The 22,967-nt window shown below is 68.6% G+C and carries 16 protein-coding genes and 1 tRNA gene; 11 read left to right on the top strand and 6 right to left on the bottom strand.

The annotated features are described in order from the left end of the window. Positions 1–58: 58 nt before the first annotated feature. Positions 59–134: transfer RNA gene (locus tag ACFULV_RS31600), tRNA-Asn, on the bottom strand. Positions 135–345: 211 nt separating this feature from the next. On the opposite strand from ACFULV_RS31600, the gene ACFULV_RS31595 reads away from it, so the two are divergent. The 10 genes from ACFULV_RS31595 to ACFULV_RS31550 all read left to right on the top strand — a co-directional run bounded on the left by ACFULV_RS31595 (position 346) and on the right by ACFULV_RS31550 (position 13,432). After that, the gene (locus ACFULV_RS31595; protein WP_056821808.1) at positions 346–591 is read left to right on the top strand and encodes a hypothetical protein; all 246 of its coding nucleotides are present in this window, start codon (positions 346–348) and stop codon (positions 589–591) included. A 133-nt stretch (positions 592–724) separates the two neighbouring features. Further along, positions 725–880 (top strand): hypothetical protein, encoded by a 156-nt coding sequence (locus ACFULV_RS31590; protein ID WP_378663113.1) that lies wholly within the window; start codon positions 725–727, stop codon positions 878–880. A 210-nt stretch (positions 881–1,090) separates the two neighbouring features. Then, positions 1,091–2,110: a trypsin-like serine peptidase gene (locus ACFULV_RS31585; protein ID WP_378637623.1), complete on the top strand. Its 1,020-nt coding sequence runs from the start codon at positions 1,091–1,093 to the stop codon at positions 2,108–2,110. 13 nt (positions 2,111–2,123) lie between these two features. Next, a complete protein-coding gene (locus ACFULV_RS31580) occupies positions 2,124–3,278 on the top strand; it encodes a S8 family serine peptidase (protein ID WP_378663110.1) in 1,155 nt (384 codons plus the stop codon). Positions 3,279–3,283: 5 nt separating this feature from the next. Beyond that, positions 3,284–7,495: a TIR domain-containing protein gene (locus ACFULV_RS31575; protein ID WP_378663107.1), complete on the top strand. Its 4,212-nt coding sequence runs from the start codon at positions 3,284–3,286 to the stop codon at positions 7,493–7,495. Between the two features lie 3 nt (positions 7,496–7,498). After that, entirely contained in the window at positions 7,499–8,386 is an 888-nt protein-coding gene (locus ACFULV_RS31570; RefSeq protein WP_378663105.1) for a DUF4231 domain-containing protein, read from the top strand. A gap of 91 nt (positions 8,387–8,477) precedes the next feature. Beyond that, positions 8,478–10,106 carry a serine/threonine-protein kinase gene (locus tag ACFULV_RS31565; RefSeq protein WP_378663102.1) on the top strand — a complete coding sequence of 543 codons (1,629 nt, stop codon included), beginning with the start codon at positions 8,478–8,480 and terminating at the stop codon, positions 10,104–10,106. A 118-nt stretch (positions 10,107–10,224) separates the two neighbouring features. Continuing rightward, positions 10,225–10,584 carry an amphi-Trp domain-containing protein gene (locus tag ACFULV_RS31560; RefSeq protein WP_378663100.1) on the top strand — a complete coding sequence of 120 codons (360 nt, stop codon included), beginning with the start codon at positions 10,225–10,227 and terminating at the stop codon, positions 10,582–10,584. A 9-nt stretch (positions 10,585–10,593) separates the two neighbouring features. Beyond that, positions 10,594–11,919: a diacylglycerol/lipid kinase family protein gene (locus tag ACFULV_RS31555; RefSeq protein WP_378663097.1), complete on the top strand. Its 1,326-nt coding sequence runs from the start codon at positions 10,594–10,596 to the stop codon at positions 11,917–11,919. A gap of 196 nt (positions 11,920–12,115) precedes the next feature. Beyond that, positions 12,116–13,432 carry a reverse transcriptase family protein gene (locus ACFULV_RS31550; RefSeq protein ID WP_378663094.1) on the top strand — a complete coding sequence of 439 codons (1,317 nt, stop codon included), beginning with the start codon at positions 12,116–12,118 and terminating at the stop codon, positions 13,430–13,432. Between the two features lie 9 nt (positions 13,433–13,441). Here ACFULV_RS31550 and ACFULV_RS31545 read toward each other — a convergent pair whose 3' ends face one another. From ACFULV_RS31545 to ACFULV_RS31530, 4 genes are all read right to left on the bottom strand, one after another. Then, positions 13,442–17,791: a type I polyketide synthase gene (locus tag ACFULV_RS31545; RefSeq protein ID WP_378663092.1), complete on the bottom strand. Its 4,350-nt coding sequence runs from the start codon at positions 17,789–17,791 to the stop codon at positions 13,442–13,444. Next, complete coding sequence (locus ACFULV_RS31540; protein ID WP_378663089.1) at positions 17,788–18,054, bottom strand: acyl carrier protein; 267 nt, start codon at positions 18,052–18,054, stop codon at positions 17,788–17,790. Before ACFULV_RS31540 ends, ACFULV_RS31545 begins: the two co-directional genes overlap by 4 nt. 11 nt (positions 18,055–18,065) lie before the next feature. After that, positions 18,066–19,733 carry a fatty acyl-AMP ligase gene (locus tag ACFULV_RS31535; RefSeq protein ID WP_378663086.1) on the bottom strand — a complete coding sequence of 556 codons (1,668 nt, stop codon included), beginning with the start codon at positions 19,731–19,733 and terminating at the stop codon, positions 18,066–18,068. A gap of 169 nt (positions 19,734–19,902) precedes the next feature. After that, positions 19,903–20,796, bottom strand: coding sequence for an NADP-dependent oxidoreductase (locus ACFULV_RS31530; protein ID WP_378637647.1), 894 nt, complete (start codon positions 20,794–20,796; stop codon positions 19,903–19,905). A gap of 86 nt (positions 20,797–20,882) precedes the next feature. Here ACFULV_RS31530 and ACFULV_RS31525 point away from each other — a divergent pair, with 86 nt between their 5' ends. Then, entirely contained in the window at positions 20,883–21,470 is a 588-nt protein-coding gene (locus tag ACFULV_RS31525) for a TetR/AcrR family transcriptional regulator (protein ID WP_378663083.1), read from the top strand. A 62-nt stretch (positions 21,471–21,532) separates the two neighbouring features. Here ACFULV_RS31525 and ACFULV_RS31520 read toward each other — a convergent pair whose 3' ends face one another. Beyond that, positions 21,533–22,915, bottom strand: a complete 1,383-nt coding sequence (locus ACFULV_RS31520; RefSeq protein ID WP_378663080.1) for a styrene monooxygenase/indole monooxygenase family protein — start codon at positions 22,913–22,915, stop codon at positions 21,533–21,535. Positions 22,916–22,967: the final 52 nt, after the last annotated feature.

Here is a 22,967-nt window from a genome sequence, read left to right as displayed (position 1 = left end):
TGAGCGGGACCAACTGTTACGCTGTCCCGGTTATTCGCTGCATTACCACATGTGGTGGTGGCTCCCCCATCTGGACTCGAACCAGAAACCTGCCGATTAACAGTCGGCTGCTCTGCCAATTGAGCTATAGGGGATTGTCCTGGGTGGTTAGACTCAGGTGGTCTGCCTTGGCGGGCTGACCGAGATGAAACTTTAGCGCATCGTGTTGCGGGAACCCAAATCGGGGCGCTACCTGCGGACATGCGGCGTATAACGATGTGCTGTCGAACGGTGGCCGGATCGACAGGGGTGGGGCGGCTGGGGCAGGATGGAGCCCGCACACAGACGTGGGAGGAGCTCCAGGAGATGCTGCGGTTGATCATCGGCGTGGCGGCCGGTTATGTGCTGGGCACGAAGGCCGGTCGGGCACGCTACGAACAGATCACTGCGGCCTCGCGAGCGGTCGCGGGTAGTCCGGTGACGAGGAAGCTGGTGTCGGTGAGCCGGCAGAAGCTGTCGGACAAGTTGAGCACGCAGCCGAAGCTCGAGCCGATGGAGCCGATCGACGAGCGCACCACGGTCTTGATTCCACACAACCAGCTGCGTCGCTGAACTGAGTTCCGTCGCGGTGTAGGGTCCGCTCGTTCTGTCGGCGCGCGCGGGCGAGCGTCCAACCGACGAATCCTCCTGACGCGCAGGCTCCGCGAAACTCCACCTCAGTCACACCGATATACGGGGGACCACCATGACCGATCCGCACCTGAACGCCGCCGGCGCCGCACCGGTGTCGTTGTTCAGCGCCCAGAATCTCGGCGACGCGGGCGCGGAGTCCGCCGAGCCGGTCCCCGGCAACCATCTGCCGACCTTCCTGGCCGCTGTCGAAGACCCGGACCAGAGCTGACGCTCGCTCTCGCCGCTTCCGGAAGTCGACGGCGACAAAGCTCCCCGAAGTTCGGGGCGGATCGGAGCGCGTAGTACTTGCGCGAAAATTGGAGTAGCCGGGTACTCGTGTGGGTTCGGACACATCCTCGTACGTTCAGATCAGCCTGAAAATCTGCGGCTGACGTCGGCGTTTGGGACATCTGAGCCGCTCGAGTGTCGAGGAGTACGGATGTCTACCGCAATCACCACACTGACATCGCCCAAAGGCCAACCACTGACTCTGATCGGCGACGCGAAGGTCTCACCGAACTCGGTGTACCCCCGCGTCGAACCGCCGGGCGGCGACGAACTCGGGCCTGTCCTCGAGATGTCGGACTATGAGCTCGCCGAAGCGCTGCGGCCGGTCATCTTCAACGAGGGCAAGGAATACACGGTCGACGCACCGACCACCTCGTTCGTGGAGCTGCTGCGGGCGGACGGTGAACGGCGCACATCGTCCTACACCGCGCTGCCTCGCTCCTCGTCCGAACAGGTCGATTCCTCGTCGCTGCACGCGTTTTCGGGAATCATCGGCTCGGACAACCGGGTCGTGCGTCGCGACAACACGGTGTATCCCATGAGCACGGTCGCCTACCTCGCCCTCGCGAGCGGGGGATATTCCGGGTCGGCGACGATGATCGGGCCGTCCACCGCCCTCACCGCCGCGCACGTGGTGCACAACGGGACGAGCTGGCTCCGGCTCCCCTCCGTCGCGCCCGGCACCGACCGCGAAGACCCCACGCCGATGCCCTTCGGCAGCCACGGCGGCTACAACGTGACCGTCCCCGGCGGCTGGATCAACAACGCGGGCGGCGACGCGCGGTTCGACTACGCCGTCATCGAATTCTCCGGATACGGCGACTTCCCCGGTCGCGCGTCGGGGTGGAAGGGCCTATGGGTCGCGCCCGACAACGTCGTGACCGGCAACCGGATGCACCTCTACGGCCATCCGAGCGACAAGTTCCAACCCCAGATCTGGGGCAACGAGGGCAACGGCGTTCTCAACGGTCAGTACATCAACTTCTTCATGGACGCGTGGTACGGCGACAGCGGTTCGGGCCTCTACGTGTACGGCACTGACGGATGGCCCTACGTCGTAGGCGTGCTGCGCGGCGCCGCCGGCGCGATCGGCGACAACAGCAAGCCCAACTTCGGACGGCGGATGACCCGCGACGTCTACGACTTCATCGTCGCGTACTCGGCTCTGTAGGAAAGGAATCATCATGTCCGACACCATCTCTGCCGAATCGATCGCCGACGTCGCCTACGAATTCGTTGTCCCCGTGGAGAAGCCGTTGCAGACCGACCTGACGGTGATGCCCGAACTGCTCGAGGTCGATCTGCTGGTGCGCGCGGCGGAGGCGCGCACCAAGTTCAACGTCGACGGATCCGGCATGACGGTCGCCGTCCTCGATACCGGGCTCCGTACCACGCACGTCGATTTCGCGGGCCGGGTTCGGGCAGGCCGGAACTTCACTGCCGACAACAACGGTTCGCCCACCGATCCGAGCGACGGACAGGGGCACGGCACCAACGTCGCGGGGATCATCTGCGCCGGCGGGGTGCACACCGGGATGGCGCCGCGCGCGAACATCGTGCCCGTCAAGGTCCTCGGCAACACCGGCGGCGGTAGCTTCGAGGCGATCCGTGACGCACTGCACTGGGTGCTGGCCAATCGGGCATCGTTGGGCATCTCCGCGGTGTGTATGTCGCTCGGCGCATCCGACAACAACACCTCGGACGCGGAGTTCGCCGGCGACGGCATCGGCGAGGTGATGCGGAGACTCACCGACGCCGGCGTCGCCTGCTGTGTCGCGGCGGGTAACGACTACTTCGCCCACAACAGTGGCCAAGGCATGAGCTACCCGGCGATCTTCCGCCAGACGATCAGTGTCGGCGCGGTCTACGACGCCGACGAGGGCTCGTTCAGCTACGGCTCCGGGGCGACCGCCCTATCGACGGCGCCTGATCGGATCACACCGTTCTCACAGCGCCTGCACTCGAGTGTGGGTGGCGCCTGCGCGACCGATATCTTCGCGCCCGGCGCCCCGACGACCTCGTCGGGGATCCGCAACGACAGCGGCGAGTCGATCCAGCACGGCACCAGTCAGGCCACGCCCGTGGTCGCCGGCGTCGTGCTGCTGGTTCAGCAATTCCATCTGCGGGTGGCCGGGACGATGCCGTCGGTCGCCGATGTTCGCAAATGGCTGCTGGCGGGTGCCGTGCCGATCGTGGACGGCGACGACGAAAACGACAACGTCGTCCACACCGGACAGACGTTCAGCCGGATCAGCGCGTTCGGCGCGCTCACCGCCTGCGCGAAGGACGTGGCGCGCTCGGCGTTGGTCGAAGCGGGTATCGACCGTTCGCGGGTGTAGCTGCCATGAAGGCCAGGCTGTTCCTCAGCCATTCGAGCCGGGACAGCCGCGAAGCGGTCGCACTGCGGGCATGGCTGATCGAGGCGGAACCCGGTCTGGTGGGCGAGATCTTCCTCGATCTCGACCCGGACACCGGGATTCCGGCAGGCGTGCGCTGGAAGGACGCGTTGCGCCGGGCAGGCGACCGCTGCGAGGCGGTCATCTGCCTGCTGTCGGACAACTGGGACAGTTCTCATGAGTGCAAGGTCGAATACCGTCATGCCGAGACCCTGAACAAGCCGATCTTCACGGTCCGGCTCGAACCGCTGAGCGGGCGCGACATGACCAGCGAGTGGCAGCGCTGCGACCTGTTCGGGGACGGACCGAAGACCACGATCTCGGTGAACGGGGAAAAGGTCGAGTTCCTGACCGAGGGGTTGCAGCGACTACGTCACGGTCTGCGGGCGGCCGGTATCGGCGCCGACACCTTCGGCTGGCCACCGCCCGGCGACCCGGGACGCGCACCCTACCGAGGGTGGGAACCGCTCGAATCAGTGGATGCCGCAGTATATTTCGGCCGCGATGCGCAGATCGGGCGAGCGATGGACACCGTGCGCGGCCTGCGTGGGCTCGGCGGCGGCCATCTGTTCGTCGTCCTCGGTCCCTCCGGCGTCGGCAAGTCGTCGTTCGTGCGCGCCGGGTTGCTGCCCCGGCTGGCCCGCGACGACCGCCACTTCCGCACCATGGACATCGTGCGGCCGCACCGCAGAGCGCTCACCGGCGACGCCGGATTCGCGCGGTCGATCCACGCGTTGCGCGTCGGCGTCGGGCTGCGCCGACCCTGCCTCACCGAGATCGAGGACGGCGTCCGTGACATCGAACAGGTGCGGGCCTGGCTGATCGAAGCGCAGCAGGCCGCGCGCGATCGCGTCCTGGACTCCGACGACGACCCGGCGCCGACACTGATTCTGCCGATCGACCAGGCCGAGGAGCTGTTCGGCCCCGAGGCGGGGGAGCAGGCGGGCGTGCTGCTCACTCTCCTCGGCGGACTGCTCGACCGCGAGCGGGGGATCGCGATGATCGCGGTCGCCACCATCCGCTCCGACCGCTACGAACCGCTCCAGACCGCACCCATGCTCGCGTCGGTCGCGGTGCGGCCGTTCGACGATCTGAAACCGATGCCGCAGGCCCAGTTCAAAGAGGTCATCGTCGGGCCCGCGCGGCGGGCGAGGGAAGCCGGCGCGGCGTTGTCGTTCGCCCCGGACCTGGTGGAGCGTCTACTCGACGACTGGTCGCGCGGCGCCGACACCCTGCCGCTGCTCTCGCTCACCCTCGCCCGGCTGTATCGGGACTACGGGGACGGGGAGATCACCCTCGCGCACTATGAATCCCTCGGCGGATTGCGGCGGGTGGTCCAGCGGGAGGTCGACGAGCTTCTCGACGCCGACCCCCAGGTCCGGGCGGGGCAGTTGGCGATCCTGCGGCGGGCTTTCGTGCCGTGGCTGGCGACGATCAATTCCGGCAACGACCAGCCGATGCGCCGCCCGGCCCGCTGGTTCGATCTGCCGCCGGAGAGTCATCCGCTGCTCGAGGAGTTCGTCGCACGCAGGCTGTTGGTCAAAGATGAGCGTGACGGCGCCGTGGTCGTCGAGGTCGCGTTGGAAAGCCTGCTGCGCCAATGGGACACCCTCGCCGACTGGCTGCGGGTGCAGGCTGCCGAGCTCGAGGCCGCCGACAACCTCGAGCGGGCCGCGCAGGCGTGGGAGCAGAACGGGCGGCGCGAGGAATGGCTGCTGTCGGGGTCACGGCTCACCGATGCCGAATCACTGGCCACCGCACCAGGATTCCGCGAACGGCTCAACCCGGTCCGGGGATTGCTGCTGGCCTCACGGCAGGCCGAGGACGAGCGCCTCGCCGAGGAACGCCGGCACCGGGAGGACGAGCTGCGGGCCGCCAGGGAACGTCAGCAGGCCGCGGAAACGTTGGCTGCCACCGAGAGCCGGGCGAAGGAGGACGCGCAGCGTAGCGCCAGGGCGTTGCGCCGGCGGTCGCGGATCCTGCGGGCGGCGCTGGCGGTGACCATGGTGGCCGCGCTGGTCGCGGGTTTGCTGTGGGTGCGCGCGGATCGGGCGCAGGAACGAGCCGTCGCCGAGAGCCGTCGCGCGACAGTGCTGGCGTTGTCGGCGAATTCGCAGCTCATGCTCTCGGGCAGGTGGCCGGGCAAGAGCGACGACATCCTGGGTATGCAGATGGCTGTCGCCGCGTACCGTCTCGGCGAGGGGGACGGGCGGGAGTTCGCCCTGCTCAACGCAATTCACCAGCAGGGCAAAATCCGCAAGATCGCCCACATGGACGAGGCCGATGTCTCCAGCGTCACCTACAGCCCGAACGGGGAACTCATCGCCACGACTCGTGGCAACACGATCCAGCTCCTCGACGCCACGACGTGGACCCCGATCGGCGCTCCGCTGTCCGGTCATGCGTCCGAAGTCACTCGCATCGCGTTCAGTCCGGACGGTGCCCGGCTGGTGTCCGCGGGTCGAGATCGAACTGTTCGGCTCTGGGATGTCGAGTCCCAGAAGCAGATCGGGGCCGACATGCGCGGCCACACCGGTGTGGTCGTCGGCGTCGCGTTCAGCCCGGACGGCCGCACGATCGTGTCGGCGAGCTCGGACAAGACCGTCCGGCTCTGGGATGCCGACAGGCACGAGCAGGTCGTCGAGATGACCGGGCACACCATGCCGGTGACCTCGGTGGCGTTCGGTGGGGGTGGGCTGATCGCCTCGGGCGACGTCGGCGGCACCGTCTATCTGTGGGACGCCCGGACCGGACGGCCGGCAGGCGATCCGCTGACTGTGTACACCGGCAGCGCGGTGAACAGCCTTGCCTTCGACCGCACTGGCGACCGGCTGGTGGTCGCGGGATTCGATCTCCAGCAATGGGATACCAGGACTCGCAGGCCGATCGGGGAGCCGCTTCGTGGGCACACCGCGGCGGTGGAGCAGGTCGTTTACAGCCGCGACAGTACTCAGATCGCTTCGGCGGGCGATGACAAGAAGATCCGGCTGTGGGATTCTGCGACGGGTCGGCCGATCGGAGAGCCGCTGGAGGGTCACGAGCTCATCGTGTCCAGCGTCGCGCTGCATCCCGGCTCCGGTCGAATCCTTTCCGGGAGTATGGATTCCACCGTCCGAGAATGGGATGTGGGTGGTGGGCGAACCATCCACAGCGGCGCCAGGGTGTTGGGCGCGGACGTGAGCCCGGACGGCCGCCATATCGTCACCGGCGGTGCGGACGGCACCGTTCGGCAGTGGGATACCGGCACCGGTGCGCAGGTAGGTCCCCTGATCCGAGGCGAAGAGGGCCTTTTCCAGCTCGCGGAGTACACAGCAGAAGGCACACAGCTGGAGGCCGCCGGGTTCAGCCCCGAATCCCTCACCTGGACCGAAATCCGGTTCTGGGATGCCGCATCGGGCGCCGCGGTCGGGCCGCCGATCTCGCTGCCGCCCGAAACGGCTGTTTTCGCGCACGATCCTGGTCGGCGCAGGCTGGTGATCACCAGCGACGGCAATGCCCAGATTCGAGACATGGCGAGTATGCGGCCGATCGGATCCGAACTGCGACACGACGACGGCTCTGTGCAGATGGTGTCGATCGACAACGCCGGACGCCGCGTCGCCACCGGCGCGACCGACTACGCGGTGCGGTTGTGGGACGCGGACACCGGTCAGCCGGTCGGCGAGCCGATGGTCGGGAACGGGTGGGTCAAGAGCACCAGCTTCAGCCCGGACGGCCGCCTGCTCGCTGTCGGCTACGAAGACAAGACGATTCGCATCTGGAGCACCGACACCGGCCAGGAAATCGGCGCACCGATGGTGCAGGACGGCCCCGCCACCAGAGTCCAATTCTCTCGGGACGGCCGCACACTGGTCACCGTCGGTACCGATAACGTGTTGCGGCTGTGGGATGTGGGGACGCACCGCCAGATCGGACCGGCGCTGGTCGGTCACGGCGCCCCCGTCACCGCTGTCGATTTCCTGCCCGATGGTTCGGGGATCATGTCGGCGAGCGTCGACGAGACCATCCGGATGTGGCCCGTGCCGACCGCCTCGCCCGAGCAACTGTGCGCCAAGATGACGCACAACATGAGCCGGGAGATGTGGCGGACCTGGGTGTCTTCGGAGATCGACTACATCGAGCTGTGCCCGGGACTTCCGATTGCCGGCGAGGAGGAGTAGCCGATGTCCGACGACGATCTCCTGAACACTCTCTGGCAGCGGCGAACTCGCTGGTCGGCCACCGCTACCCGGATGAAGCGCCGGTTGGATCGAGTGCGGCTCACCGTACTGTGCCTCGGCAGCTGGGGTGCGATCGCCACGGCCTCGACCACGACGATCCTGCGCTCGGCCGGCACCGCGACCCGCGTCGTGGCGCTGTCGGGTGCCGTGGCGCTGGCGGTGGCGACGTTCCTCACCGCCCAGTACCTCACCGCGGAATCGACCCGCCGCTGGACCCGGGCGAGGGCGGTCTCCGAAGGCATCAAGCAGAGAATTCTCACCTTCCGCGCCATCGGCGACGCACAACAGGCCGAGCGATTGCGGGCCGAGATCGAAGGCATCGAGCAGGCCGCCGAGGACCTGCTGCCGGTGCTCGCGCCCGGCGACGACGCCGTCCAGGCGCCGCGATCGATGCGGCCCGACGAGTACGTTCGCGACCGGGTACGGGCACAGATCGACGACTACTACCTGCCGGCGGCCCGCTGCTACGGCGCCCGCGCGACCAGGTTGCGCCGCGCGGCCATCGGACTCGGCCTCGCGGCCACGATCGTCGCCGCGATCAACACCGGCGTCGGCGCGGAATCGTCGGGCCGGATCGCTCCATGGGTCGCGGTCATGACCACGCTGAGCGGATCGTTGCTGGCCTACCTCGCGGGCAAGCGGTACGACTTCCTGGTGATGACCTATCTCGCTACCGCGGATCGCCTGCGACGGCGGCTCGATCGGTGGCATGCCGACGGATCACCCACCGATCGGGTGCGGTGGGCGGAATTCGTCGCGGACTGCGAGAACACTTTCTCGATGGAGAACGCGAGCTGGATGGCGAAATGGAGCGAGCGCGCGGAGACCTGAACCCGTGCAGCCGAATCCGAGTTGCGGCAGGGGTTGCCCGTGCCGGATAACCTGAGCGCAGTCACGTGGGTGGTCGTGCGAAGGAGTGGTGATGGAGTTCGGGCCGGAGGCGATCCTTGCGGGATACCGCATCGAGCGCAGGCTCGGCGGCGGGGGGATGGGGACGGTGTATCTGGCCCGACATCCTCGGCTGCCTCGCCGCGACGCCGTGAAGGTGCTCGATGTGCGGCTCGCGGTGGAGCCGACGTTTCGGGCCCGGTTCGAGCGTGAGGCCGATCTGGCCGCGCGGCTGCGTCATCCGAATGTCGTGCAGATCTTCGATCGGGGCGTCGACGGCGATCGGTTGTGGATCGCGATGCAGTTCGTGGACGGGCTCGACGCGGCACAGCTGCTGCGCCAGGGACTGTCGGTGCTCACGCCCCAGCGGGCGGTACGCATTGTCGCCGAGGCGGCGAAGGGACTGGACTACGCGCATCGGCAGGGGTTGCTGCATCGCGATATCAAACCGGCGAACCTGCTGATCGCGCGTGCCGACGACGGAACCGACGAGGTGATGGTCACCGACTTCGGGATCGCTCGGAGCATGGGGGAGACGACGAGTCTCACCTCCGCGGGATCGGTGCTCGGCACGCTCGCGTACGCGGCGCCCGAACAGCTCGAGGGGCAACCGCTGGATGTGCGCACCGATGTGTACGCCCTCGGCGGCACCCTCTACGAGCTGCTCACCGGGTTCGTGCCGTTCCAGCGGGAGAGTCCGGCCGCGTTGATCAGCGCGCATCTGATCGAGCCGCCGCCGCGTCCGTCGGCCGGCAATCCGGGGCTGCCGTCTGCCCTGGACGGGGTGATCGCGCGGGCGATGGCGAAGAATCCGGGCGACCGGTACGCCAGCTGCGGTGAGCTCGCCGACGCCGCGGTCTCCGCTCTCACCGGCGCGCCGGTGGTGGGGGATACCGCTGTGCTGCGGCGGGACACGCCGCGGGCTCCTGGCTGGTCGCGGACCAGGAAAGTCCTGCTCGGTGTCGGTGGCGCGGCGGTGGTGGCCGCGGTGACCGCGTTCGCCGTGCTGACCGCCCAGGACCGGGGTGCCTCCAACTCGCCCGCCACGCCGCAGGCCGCGCGGATCGGTGCCGTTCCGAACAGCCCGAAGGCGGCGGCGGTCCTGCGTCCTTGGCTCGACGATGTCCTCGCCGGTGACATGAGCGCGCTGATCCGCAAGTGCTGGACCCAGTCGCCCGCCGAGATTCCCCGGATGTACGGCGACGTCCTGCCGATCGTCGATGCGGTGCAGCGCCCGGGTGTGCTCGGCCAATTCGGGCCCTACTGGCAGAACGAGGACCTCGTGATCAGCTTGCGCCCCAGCGAGTTGCGATCCGAATACGGCTGCCCGACCGTGAGCGAGCGATGGAAGACCGGCCTCACCGACGAGCAGGCTCGCTACACCGTCGAGCGCTACCTGAGCCGGGTGGTCGGCGATCCGGTGAACCCGGCCGACGTGGAACCGGACTATCCGCTGCTGTGCAACGGCGCGCAGGCGGGCACCGCCCTGTCCGGGGTGCGGCGATTCGAGGACACGGCACTCACGGTCCGCGGCTCGACAGGCTCGGTCGTAACCATCAACGCGCCGGTGAGCAGTGCGGACGGTGCGACGTCAGCGGTCGACCTCACCCTCGATCACGCCGCGAACGGCTACTGCATCTCCCGCATCGACCGGGCAGGCTGAGCTGGGGTTTCGAAAGCCCCGGCGGCAGGCGCAGCTCATCCGAAAAGGGTGATCCGTCCGGCTCGCCGCCGTGGCTACGGTGGAGGAACGTCCACGCTGAATCCAGTCAGGAGTTGCCGTGCCGAAGTTGGAGATCAAGAGGAAAACAGAGCTCTCCCGCAAAGAGGTAGGCGAGCGGCTCATCATGATCGGACGGGCCCTCGCCCACGGCTCCGAAGTGGAACTGAAGACCGGTGACGACTCGATCGAGATCGTCGTCGCCGACCGCCTCCACTGGGAATTCGAGATCGAAGTCGACGGCGACGAGACCGAAATCGAAATCGAGATCAAGTGGCACGACGATCCGGCCGCCGAGACAGGGGCCGACGCGAAACCGGCACCGGCACCGGCGACGAAAGCCGCACCGGCAAGGAAAGCGGCACCGAAACCGGCCAAGTCCACGCGCCGACCCCGGGCGCGCAAGACCACCGCCAAGTGAACCGGCTCCATGACCTCCCCGGACACCACCGGTAGCCGCGCTCGCCGCTGGTGGGCGCGGCTGGCGTTCGTCTGCGCCGCCGCGGCCGCGGCGGTGCCTGTGCTCGCCGCCGGAGTGCTCGGCGCCGTGGCGTTGCTGATCGTCGGCACCGGCGGTGTCGTGGTCGCCGTGGCGGCGCTCTACACGTTCATCACCCGGTTCGGAATCCTGCGGTGGATGGCACTGGGGGTGGCGCTGCTCGCACCGGTCATCGTGGTGGTCTCGTTCGTGCGGGCGAATCTGCTGTGGGTCGTCCTGGTGTCGGGTGCGCTCGCGCTGGTGACCATCGGCGCCGCCCGCATCGCCCTGCGCGGCAGCGGTGCGGAGACGACGATGCCCGAATACTCCGCTCCAGCACCGGAGCGCCCGTTCCTGATCATGAATCCGCGCTCCGGTGGCGGGAAGGTGTCGAAGTTCGACCTCGTGCGCAAAGCCGAGGAACTGGGCGCGCAGGTCGCTCTACTCGAAGGGCCCGAGGAAATCGACGTCACCGCGCTGGCCCAGCGGGCGGTCGCCGACGGTGCGGATCTGCTCGGGGTCGCGGGCGGTGACGGGACTCAGGCCCTGGTCGCGGCGGTGGCGGTCGAACACGATCTGCCGTTCCTGGTGATCAGTGCCGGCACCCGCAATCACTTCGCCATGGATCTCGGGCTCGATCGCGCCGACCCCACCCGCTCGCTCGACGCACTGCGCGACGGGGTGGAGTTGCGCGTCGATCTCGGCACCGTCAACGGACGGCCCTTCGTCAACAACGCCTCGTTCGGGGTCTACGCCGAGATCGTGCGCAGTCCGGCATACCGCGACGACAAGACCGCGACGGTGCTGGCGCTGCTTCCCGATCTGCTCAACGGACACCGGGGCCCGAGACTGGTCGCCCGGATCGGGGAACTCGTGGTGGACGGGCCACAGGCGATCCTGGTGAGCAACAATCCCTACGGCAGCAATGATCTCGCGGGCCTGAGCCGCCGCGTCCGCCTCGATCGCGGTGTCCTCGGCGCGGTCACCCTGTCTGTCACCAGCACGAGGGAAGCGGTCGGGCTGCTGCGCCGCACCCGGCTTCGCGGCCTGTCGCAGGAAACGGCGATCGAGTTGATCGTCGACGCCGACACCCCCGAGATCCCGGCGGGCATCGACGGCGAATCCATGCTCCTCGACACCCCGGTCCGGTGCACCATCCAACCGGCGGCTCTGCGCGTGCGAGTACCCAGAACCCGACCGGGAGTTCGTCCCGCCGCCGCGGCCTTCGACTGGGCACGACTGTGGCAGACGGCGCGCTGGGCTCGCTCCGGGTCATAGCTCTGCCGCCTGGTCGTCGAGCCGGGCCGGTCGATCATCGGGCTCGGCTCGCCCGAAAAGAGTGACTCCCTCGCTACAGTGGCCCGGTGCGTCGGTGGCGGGGCGAGAGCGGGTCGGATGGACCCACCTCAGGGGTAACCCCTGGGCATGTTTTGTCAGTTGAGCTCAGCGTCCAGAGCTCGGGCGCACGCTTCGCGTGCCTCGCAGCACCGCGGACGAAGGATTCTGGTCGCCCCGTCACCGCCGCATCCCGATGAGCCGGGCGATCGGGCTCGAGCTGGCCGCGCGGCTGGCGCGCTCGTTCGGGCTGCTCGACGACGGCTGGGGGCTGTCGACACTGGCCGAGGCCTTCGCCGACGTTGTCGAGCCCGATCGAGCACAGGACATCGCGGGGCGCGTGATCGAGCTCATGCCGGTGGAACCGGTCGATCCGGTGAACACGCTGCGCCGGGTACTGGTCGACCTGCCGAAGCTGCCGACGACCGTGGTCGCGCTTGATCCGGCGGTCGTGCCGACGCGATTCGGCGCGGTCGAGATCCCGGACCTCGCCGCACTGGCGCTGCTGCTGAACGTGACCCCGACCGAGCTCGAATGGTTCGCCGATCGGGGCGGCTGGTTGCGCCGCGCGTGGTCACAACCGTTGTCGCACTACCGATATCAGCGATTGCCCAAAGCGACGGGGGTGCGGGTCGTCGAGGCGCCGAAGGTGCGACTGCGCGAGATCCAGCGCCGGATCCTGCGTCGGATTCTCGCGGGCGTCCCCGCTCATCCGGCGTGTCACGGATTCGAGAAGGTTTGCAGCGCGGCAACTTTCGCCTCTCCGCATGCCGGCTCCACGCTCGTGATCAGACAGGATCTTCGCGACTTCTTCCCGACGATCACGGTGGCGCGGGTGCGCGCGGTGTTCACGGCCTGCGGTTATTCCCCGGCGGTAGCCCGCGTTCTCGCCGAACTGTGCACCACCGCCACACCGGTCGCGCAACTGCGTGGACTCGACTACTCCCAGCGCACCTTGCTCGCTACCCGCCATCTACCGCAGGGCGCTCCGACCTCGCCACGACTGGCCAACCTCGTCGCTCACGGTCTCGACCGCCGCCTGACGGGCTACGCTCTCCGGCACGGTCTGACCTACACCCGCTATGCCGACGACCTCGCCTTCTCGGGCACCGCCGGCCTCGACACCGGCCGGCTGATCTGGACGGTCACCGAAATAGCCCGAGACGAGGGCTTCGCCGTGCACACCGGCAAGACGCTGGTCCGCCGCGCCCACCAGCGACAGGTGCTGGCGGGCCTGGTCGTCAACGATTCCCCGGCCGCACCCCGCGACCGCTACGACGCCGTCCGTGCCCTGCTGCACAACTGCGCGCGCACCGGTGCTTCCACGCAGAACATCGACGAGCACAACGACTTCCGCGCCCACGTCTACGGCCTGATCTCGTGGATCGGCGAGACCAGCCCGCACCGCCGCGACAAACTCCTCGCCATGGCCGATCGAGTCGACTGGACCAGCTGACCGCCGGGGCTAGTGGTCGACGAGGTCGTCGGCGGAAATCCGGGCGAGTTCTTCGGCGAGGGCGGCGACGGTGTCGCGGATCTGGTCTTCGGTGTGGCAGGAGGTGACGAAGAAGCGGAGCCGGGCCAGGTCTTCCGGCACGGCCGGATAGATGATCGGGTTGACGTTGATCGCGCGATGCAGCAGCGCGGTGGACAGTTTCAGCGTCTTCATCGAGTCGCCGACGATGCACGGGATGATCGGAGTGTCGTGGCTGTCGCCGGTGTTGATGCCCGCCTCGCGGGCAAGACGGAGGAACAGTTCCGCATTGTGCCGAAGGCGGTCGAGCGGCGTGTGGTCGGCCCGCAACAGCCGCATCGCGGCCAAGGACGCGGCCGCGTTCATCGGTGTCATGCCGACGCTGTAGACGAAGCCCGGGGTGGTGTATTTCAGGAATTGGACCAGCTCCGCGCTGCCCGCTACATAGCCACCGCAGCCCGCGAGCGCCTTCGACATCGTGCCGGACCACAGCTCGACATCACGGCGGTCGACATCGAAGTATTCGCCGATGCCACCGCCGTTCCCGCCGAGCACGCCGACGCTGTGCGCCTCGTCGATCATCAGCAGGGCCTGGTGCTTCTTCTTGATCTCGATGATCGCGGGCAGATCGGGAATGTCACCGTCCTGGCTGTACACACCTTCGATGAGGATCAGGACCCGGCGGTACTGGTGCCGGATCTCGGTCAGCAACGCGTCGAGAGCGGCGTGGTCGTTGTGCGGGAACGGTCTGCGGGTCGCACCGGACAACCGGCAGCCCTGCAGGATGGAGTCGTGCGCCAGGCTGTCGTGGATCACCAGATCCTCGGGGCCGACCAGATGGCCGATGATCGTCACGTTCGTCGAGTGACCGCCCACCAGCGCGATCGCGTCCTCGGTACCGAGCAGGGCGGCCAGTTCGGCCTCGAGTTCACGATGGATCGGCTTCTCGCCGGAGAGCAGGCGGCTGGCCGAGACCGAACTGCCGTAGCGGGCCACGGCGTCTTGCACGGCGGCGACGACGGCGGGGTGACCCGACATCCCCAGGTAGTTGTAGCTGGAGAAGTTGACCACCTCCGTGCCGCCGATGAACGAGGTGTCTCGGGTGACGCCGTCGTTGATCAGGAAGTAAGGGTTGGCCAGGCCCAGTGCTTCGCCGCCCGCGAGCCGGTCGGTGATGGCCCGCACCTCGGCGAAGTCGGAGATCCGGTATTCGGGGGCGATGCCTGCCTGCCTGGCTTCGGCTGCGGTGGAGGGGGTTTCGGATGTCTCGACCGACGTGTTCGGTGCGGCGGGCGGATCGGAGCGTCGACCGGTGAAGTGGGCGATGACATCGCCGAGCGTCGTTGTTCCCGTGACCAGGGCCGGGTCGACGGTCGTGCCGGGGATCTTGCGGACCAGACCGGTGAACAGGTCGGTGAGCATGAGCGAGTCGAAGCCCAGGCTGTCGCCGAGTGTTCGGCTGTCCTCCAGCCGGTCGGCGGGAAATCCGCTCACCCTGGCCACTTCCGCGCGGACGATCGCGGCGGCGTCCGGGGCGTGATCGTGGCGCACGGAGCCGGAGCCGGTGTCGAGGGGTGTGCCGGGTGCCCGGCCGGGCGCCGCCAGCAGGCCTGCCAGTACCGCGTTCTGTTCACGGAAGAGCGCGATCAGTGAGTCCATCGTCGTTTCCTCGGTAGGTGCGGAGTGGGGTGCGGGTGCCGATGCGCCGGCTTCGCCGACTGTGGGTGGTTCCACCCAGAACCGGTGCGCGCCGGAGAACTCGTACACCGGCAGACGGTGACGGACGCGCTGCGCGGGTTCGTAGAGTTCGTTCCACACGGGGTCGAGACCGTCGCGGTAGAGCGCGGCGACGGTGGCAGCGAGGTCGTCGCCGGTCGCGCCGGGGCCGGGACTCGGGGACAGGCAGCGCGCGCCGAGCCCGGGATCGATCCTGCGCACCGCCGCGGCGAGTACGCGCCGGGGGCCGACCTCGACGAGGTGCGTCGGGTCGGTGCCGAGCGCGGCGTGGACGGCGTCGCCGAAACGGACTGTGGCGCGGACGTGTTCGGTCCAGTATTCGGCGTCCATCACCTCCTCGGGATCGAGAAGCCTGCCGTGCACGGTCGAGTAGATCGGCAGGGCGGCGGCGCGGTAGGAGCAGGTACTGGCGATGGTGTCGAACTCGGCGAGCATCGGCGCCATCAGCGGGCTGTGGAACGCGTGCGACACGGTGAGTGGCTTCGCGACCACCGACCGGGTGCGCAGCGCCGCGGCGATACGGTGCAGCGCCTCGGCGTCGCCGGAGAGGACGAGATCCTCCGGACCGTTGACGGCGGCGACCACAACGGCGGGTTCGCCGGTGAGCAGGTCGGCGATCCGCTCGGTGGCGGCGCGTACGGCCAGCATCGCGCCACCGGTCGGCAGTCGTTGCATCAGCCGTCCCCGGGCGGTGACCAGCTTGCAGGCGTCGTCGAGATCGAAGACACCCGCCACCGCCGCGGCCGCGAATTCGCCGATGCTGTGCCCGATCAGCCAGGCCGGTCGGATGCCGAGGTCGGCCAGCGTCTTGGCGATGGCGTATTCCATGGCGAAGATCGCCGGTTGCGCGAGGGCGGTGGGATCGAGGTCTGCGTCTTCGTCGAGCAGCAGGTCTCGGATCGATCGGCGGAGGTGGGGGGCCATGGCGGTGTCGACGAGTTCGAGTGCTCGCCGGAACCCCGGGCTCGTCTCGTGCAGCGTCCGCCCCATCCCGGGGAATTGCGAGCCCTGGCCGGTGAACATCCAGCCGGCGCGCACCGGCTGCGCGAGACCGTGGCGCCGGCTCCCGTCTTCGCCTGTGCCGTCATCGGGGCGCAACTGCGCGATCGCCTCGTCGCGGTGGCGGGCGACGACGGCGAGCCGGTGCCGACCCGACGACTTGACCTGATTGCTCGTCCAGCAGAACTGGGCGAAGTGGTCGTCGGTCACCGATGCCAACGCCTCCGACATTCGGATCGCGTTGCGTCGCAGTCCATCCTCGCTGTCCGACGACAGGGTGATCACCTTCGCTCCGGATGCCGTGGGCGTCTCGGAGGGTGCGGATGCCACGGGCGATGCGGTGGTGGCGCTCGCCAGCACCATGTGCACATTCGTCCCGCCGAGCCCGAAGCTGCTCACCCCACCGTGCGCGCGTCCGTCGAGCGGCATCGGATCGTCGAGCAGGCGCAGGCCGTGCCGCGCCATCTGCAGGCGAGGATTCTCCTGGTCGGCGAACCTCGACGGCGGGACCACACCGTGGTGCAGGCTGAGGACGGCTTTGATGAGTCCGGCCACGCCCGCGGCGCCCTCGGTGTGGCCGAGGTTGCCCTTGATCGACCCGATCCCGCAGGGCCGCGCCCGATCGCTGCCGTGCAGCTTGCCGAGCGCCTTGACCTCGATCATGTCGCCGAGAACCGTTCCGGTGCCGTGTGCCTCGATGAAGTCGATGTCGTCGGGCCGTACGCCCGCTCGCCGGTAGGCCTCGCCGATCACCTTCTGTTGCGCCCATCGGTTCGGCGCGGTGATGCCGTTGCTGCGCCCGTCGGAGTTGACCGCGCTGCCTTTGATCACCGCGTAGATCGGCAGCCCCGCGGCCTCGGCATCCGCCAGGCGGCGCAGGACGAGCACCGCCACGCCTTCACCGCGCACGATCCCGTCGGCGTTGCCGCTGAACGGTTTACACCGCGCGTCCGGCGCCGACAGACCCGCCTGGGTGTAGAACACGCCGACGGCCGGAGTCAGCACGAGATTGACGCCCCCCGCGACGGCTTGGTCGCAATCGCCCGCCGCCAGGGCATTGCACGCGAGATGGACCGCGACCAGCGACGACGAGCACGCCGTGTCGACCGCGATGCTCGGCCCTTCGAGGTCGAACTGGTAGGACAGCCGATTCGCGGTCATGAAGTAGCCGTTGCCGGATCCGTGCTGCGGCGTGATCGCGGCGTAGTCGCTCATCTGCAGGTTGGCCCACTCGTTGGCCATCACGCCGACATAGACCCCGGTCCGTGAGCACGCCTGCTCCCGGGGGTCGAGGGTGGCGTCCTCGAAGGCTCGCCAGGTGGCCTGCAACAGCAGTCGTTGTTGCGGGTCCATCGACTCGGCCTCGTGTGCGGTGATGCCGAAGAATTCGGCGTCGAACGCGTCGGCGTCGTCGATGAATCCGCCGCTGCGGGTGTTGATGGTGCCGGGCGCGCCCGCCGGGTCGTGGAAGTCGTCGGCGTTCCAGCGGCTCGACGGGACTTCGGAGATCGCGTCGCGGCCCTCGATCAGCAACTGCCACAACCGCGCCGGGTCGGCGGCGTGCGGGAAGCGGCAGTCGAGGCCGACGACAGCGATATCGGTCATGCCGCGACGGCGATTTCGGCGGTGAGGTAGGTGGCGATGGCCGCGATGGTGGGGTATTCGAAGACCAGGGTCGGGTCGATGTCGAGCATCCACCGGTCTTCGATCTCGCCGCACAGGGCCACTGCCGACACCGAGTCCATGCCGAGTTCGGCGAGCGGGATCGTCGGGTCCACCTGGTGCGGTGCGCGTTCGGTGTAGTCGGCGACGCGCTCGACGAGCCAGTCCTGGGTCGTCGTGGCGTGAGTGGTGATGGTGGCGAACATGTTTCGGCTCCTCAGTGGGTGGCGGTCGAGGATCGGCTCAGGGCCGGTTCGAGGTCTTCGTGCAGGACGGTCGAGATGCTGTTGTCGACGAAGGCCTCGCGCATCGAGGCCCGTTGGACTTTGCCGCTGGTGGTGCGGTGCACGGAGCGGCTCTCGACGAGGACGACGCTCGGTGCGGGGACATCGAAACCGCGGGCGACCGCGACCTTGATCGTCGAGGTCAGCTCGGCGAGGGTGGTACCGCGCAGCAGCGCTGTCTTGATGCCCTGCACGACGACGAGCCGTTCCCGGGCGCCTGCTTCGACGGAGACGGCCACGCCGGTGGTGAGCGCGGGATGCAACGCCTCCACCAGTTCCTCGACATCCTGCGGGTAGAGGTTTCGGCCGTTGATGATCAGCAGGTCCTTGAGCCGCCCGGTGACGAACAGTTCGCCGTCGCGCAGCATTCCGAGGTCGCCGGTGCGCAGGAAGGGCCCTTCGTCGCCGAGATGCGCGTCGAAGGTGTGCCGGGTCTCCTCGGGCCGATTCCAATAGCCGGCTGCCACGCTGTCGCCGCGAACCCAGATCTCGCCGACGGTGTCGTCGGTGACCTGCTGCCCGGTGTGCGGGTCGACGATGCGGACGGTGAGACCGCGCGCCGGTTGTCCGCAACCGACCAGCATGCTGTCGGGCCCTTCGGTGACGACGGGCTGTGCATCGACCGGCCCGGAGGTGACGAGCAGCGTCGCCTCGGCCAGGCCGTAGGCGGGCAGCAGTGCGGTCGGTCGCCACCCCGCGGGTGCGAACCGTTCGCGCATCGCGGTGATGGTGCGTTCGCGGACCGGCTCGGCGCCGCACAACGCCACCTCGAGGGAGGACAGGTCGAGGGTGGCCAATTGTTCGTCGGTGACGCGCTTGGCGATCAGTTCATAGGCGAAGTTCGGGGCGGCGGTGCAGGTGGCGCGGTACTTGTCGATCGCCTGCAGCCAGCGCACGGGACGCTTGAGGAAGGTGGTGGGCGACATGAACACCAGATTCGCGCCGACGTAGATCGAGGCGAGCAGCGAGCCGATCAGGCCCATGTCGTGAAATTGCGGGATCCAGGTGACGCCGGTCGAGGTGTCGTCACTCCCGATCGCGGCGGAGATCGCGGCTTCGTTGTGCAGGAGGTTGCCGTGGGTGACGACGACACCCTTGGGTGTGCCGGTCGAGCCGGACGTGTACTGCAGGAACGCGATGGTCCCGGTGTCGATGTCGGGCAGGCGCCACGCCTCGGGGTCGCCGAGCTGTTCGTCGGTGGCCACCACGGCCGCGGTGGTGGCCGCGGCGACCATCGGCTGGAAGTTGGCGGTGGTGAGAACCAGGCGGGCGCCGGAGTCGGCGATGATGCCCGCTACGCGCCGGGTGCTGCGCTCGTCGTGCGGCAGGGGCGCGGGCACCGCGATGACGCCGGCGTAGAGGCAGCCGAGGAAGGCCCGCAGGAAAGCCATACCGTCGTGGTAGAGCAGAACGACGGGTTCCGTCGATTCCGGGCGATCGGCCAGCCACGCGGCGAGCGCCCTGGCATCGCGATCGAGATCGCGGTAGGTGACGACCTCCTCGACGAGCTCGCGCCCCGCCTCACGCAGGTAGATGTAGGAGCGGGTCTCGCCGTAGACGCGAACCTGCTGCCTGACGTGGTGCACGTAGCTGGGCTGCATGTGGCCTTTCCTTCACAGGGGAGAAAGTCATAGGGGATGACTATGACTATCCGCTCTCTGTGCCGGTCCGGATAGTGCCCGCAGGTATCACCCAGCGAACCCGGGGGTGGCCGCTGTCCACCCCTGGGTGTGGGCCACCGCGGCCTCGGTGCGATCGCGCGTGAACAACTCAGATGACGATGACCCGGCGTCCGCGTGAGTGACCGGCCTGGCTGTCGATGTGCGCCGCGGCGGCGTCGGCCAGCGAGTACGACTTCTCGACCGGGATACGCAGTGTGCCCTGTGAGATGAGGGCGGCGGCCTCGGCGAGCGCGTCCGGCACGCTCCCGGCCACGCCGGAGAATCGGACCCCGAGCGCCGGCGCACCGAGATCGGCGATGGTGAGCACCCGCTGTGGATCCCCGGTCAGCTCGACCAGCTCGCCGATCACCCCCGAGCCCGCCAGATCGAGGGCCGCGTCGACCGGCCCGAACCGGCGCACCCGTTCGACCCACCCCTCGCCGTACGTCGTGGGGAGGGCGCCGAGGCTCCGGAGATAGTCCTGGTTCGCAGCCCCCGCGGTGCCGATCACCGTGATGCCACGCTCGCGCGCGATCTGCAGCACCGCCGATCCGACACCCCCGGACGCGCCGCTGACCAGCAGCGTCTGCCCGGCCCGCACACCGACCTCGCCGATGACGCGCAGCGCGGTCTCCACCACGGACGGATACCCGGCGGCTTCCTCGAACGTCAGGCTTTCCGGCATGCGGGCCCAGGCCGTCAGCACGGCGAACTCGGCGTAGGTGCTCGAGCCTTCGCCGAACACCGGGTCGCCGACCTCGACTCCGTCGACGCCCGCGCCGACCTCGTCCACCACCCCGGCCGCGTCCAGCCCGACACCGGCGGGCAAGGCGATCGGATGAGCCCCGAGCACCTGGCCTTCGCGCAGCCGCCAGTCCACCGGGTTGACGCCCGCCGCGCGCACCGCGATGCGAATCCGGCCGGGGCCCGCATGGGGCTCCTCGGCATCGATGAGTTGCAGGACGTCCGGACCGCCGAACTCGGCGAAGCTCACTTTTTTCATGCCTCGAACATAACACTAACGGTTAGTGTTTTGAAACGAGTATGAGTTCATAACTGATACAGATTGCTAACTGGTAGCCTCCTGGCATGACCGTGCCTACCGGACGTCGTGAGCGCAAAAAGGCCGCGACCCGCCAGAAGATCGCCGATACCGCCCTGCGGCTCTTCCTGGAACGCGGGTACGACGAGGTGGGCATCCGCGACGTCGCCGCTGAGGCCGACGTGGCCGTCACGACACTGTTCGCCCACTTCGCCGCCAAAGAGGCCCTGGTGTTCGAGCGGGATGAAGACTTCGAACAGGGACTCGTACGGGCGGTCACCGACCGTGCGGCCCACGAACCGCTCATCCCCGCGCTGCGGCGCGAAATCCATTCGATGGTGCGACATTGCTCGGCGGACAGCGCCGCCCCGATCTGGCGCATGATCGACGAATCCCCCGCGTTGCGCAGGTACGGGGAGTCGATGCGGGTGCGCCATGCGCAGGCGCTGGCAGCGGCCATCGCTGCCGATCCCGCGCTGGCGCGGACCGCGACGGAGAGCGCGGCGATCGCGAGGTTCGTGATCGACGCCTATGCGCTGGGCCGGGAGGCCGCCGATCCGGAAGCCGCGGTAGACGAGATCTTCCGGATGATCGAGGCGGCCTGGGAGATCACCGGCCCCGGGGCTTCGGTGTAACCCGCGCGGGAAAGAGCGGGCGGCCGCAGGCGGAGATGCCCGCGGCCGCCCGGATCGCACGCTTACCCGACGACGGCCGGGGCGAACGTCGAGCGTTCGAAGCGGCCCGCGGGGGCGAACTTCGCCAGCAATTCGGCCGCGTCCGTGCCGGTGACCTCGGTGATGTAGGCGGCGGCGTCGGCGGGGGAATCGATCGGCAGGAACGGCTGCGGACGGTGCAGCAGGCCGACCAACGCCGAAGCGAACTTCGGGTTCACGGCGGCGGTGGCGAAGAACTGGCCGCCGATGTCGCCGAATTCGGGGTCGCTGAGGAACAGGCGGGTCACCTTGGCGGCGGCGTCGCTGCGGGCGGCGAGGAACGCGGCGTACTGGTCGGTGATCCACTGTTCGTCGAACGGTCCGTCGTGTATGGCGGCGGCTGCGACCAGGCGCTGCGCCTGGATCAGCCCGCTCTGCGCGCCTTGGCCCGCGACCGGGTCGTAGGCGACCGCGGTGTCACCGAGAGCGGCGACCGGATGACCGCCCGCGGTGCGTCCCACCCCGACCCGCACGACCGGCCGGACCGCGCCCTTGAGCCAGGAGTGCGGGTCCTCGGGAATCACCTGGGTGGCCTGCACTTCCGGCAGATCCCAGTCGATGTAGTCGCGGTAGAGGTCCTTCACGATCTGCAACGCCGATTCGGCGGAATCGGCTGCGGCGAAACGGGTTTCCCAGTCGCTGCCCGGTCGGGCCCAACCCAGGAACGCCCAGCTCGGGCCCGCGTCCTTGTGCAGGTACGGACCCCACCACGCCTCGCCCTGCTCGGCGAGAATGGAGAACAGGCTGTGCGCGCCGCCCGCGGGGCTACGGTGCGCGAAGACCCCGGGGTCGAAGTCGAGGCCGGTGACGGTGACCGTGAGCAGCGAGCGCTGCGGCTTGTCGTAGACAGTGCGTTCCTCGTCGATCGGGAACAGGTCGGCCAGCCCGCCGCGGCCGGTCGCGACCAGGGTGAGGTCGTTGGCGGCGGCGATGGCGTCGAGGGATTCGGGGGTGACCGGTCCGACGACGAAATCCCCGCCGCGTTCGAGGAAGGCCGTGAGGCGCTCATCGGCCTTGAGCCGGGTGTCGACGGCGACGCCGACATAACCGTCGAAGGTGCCGTCGAAGGCGATCAGTTCGGCATTCTCGGGTCCGGCGATGCGCACGCTGAGCCCGGTGTGGCGGGGCGCGCGCCCGGTGTAACTGTCGAGCCCGAGCGCCGCCTCGGCCTGCTGGGTCTCGCCGAATTCGAGGGCGGTGCCGGTGGCGGGGACGTCGTCACGGAGTGAGCGTTGATCTCGGTCGCTGTAGAGGGTCACGGTGAAACCGGCGTCGAGTAGACCTAGCGCCGCAGTGACGCCGGTTTGGCCGGCGCCGATTACCGCGGCCGAACGAGGGGAACGGGAAACGGGTGTCTGCGATGTCATACCGGAATGGTGCGCTCACCTTCGCCCGATGATGAGTGTTGCGATCAGCGGG

Origin of the sequence: Nocardia sp. NPDC057272, assembly GCF_042668615.1 — a bacterium.
Taxonomy (GTDB): Bacteria; Actinomycetota; Actinomycetes; order Mycobacteriales; family Mycobacteriaceae; genus Nocardia.
This window is presented reverse-complemented; position numbering and strand designations above follow the sequence as displayed.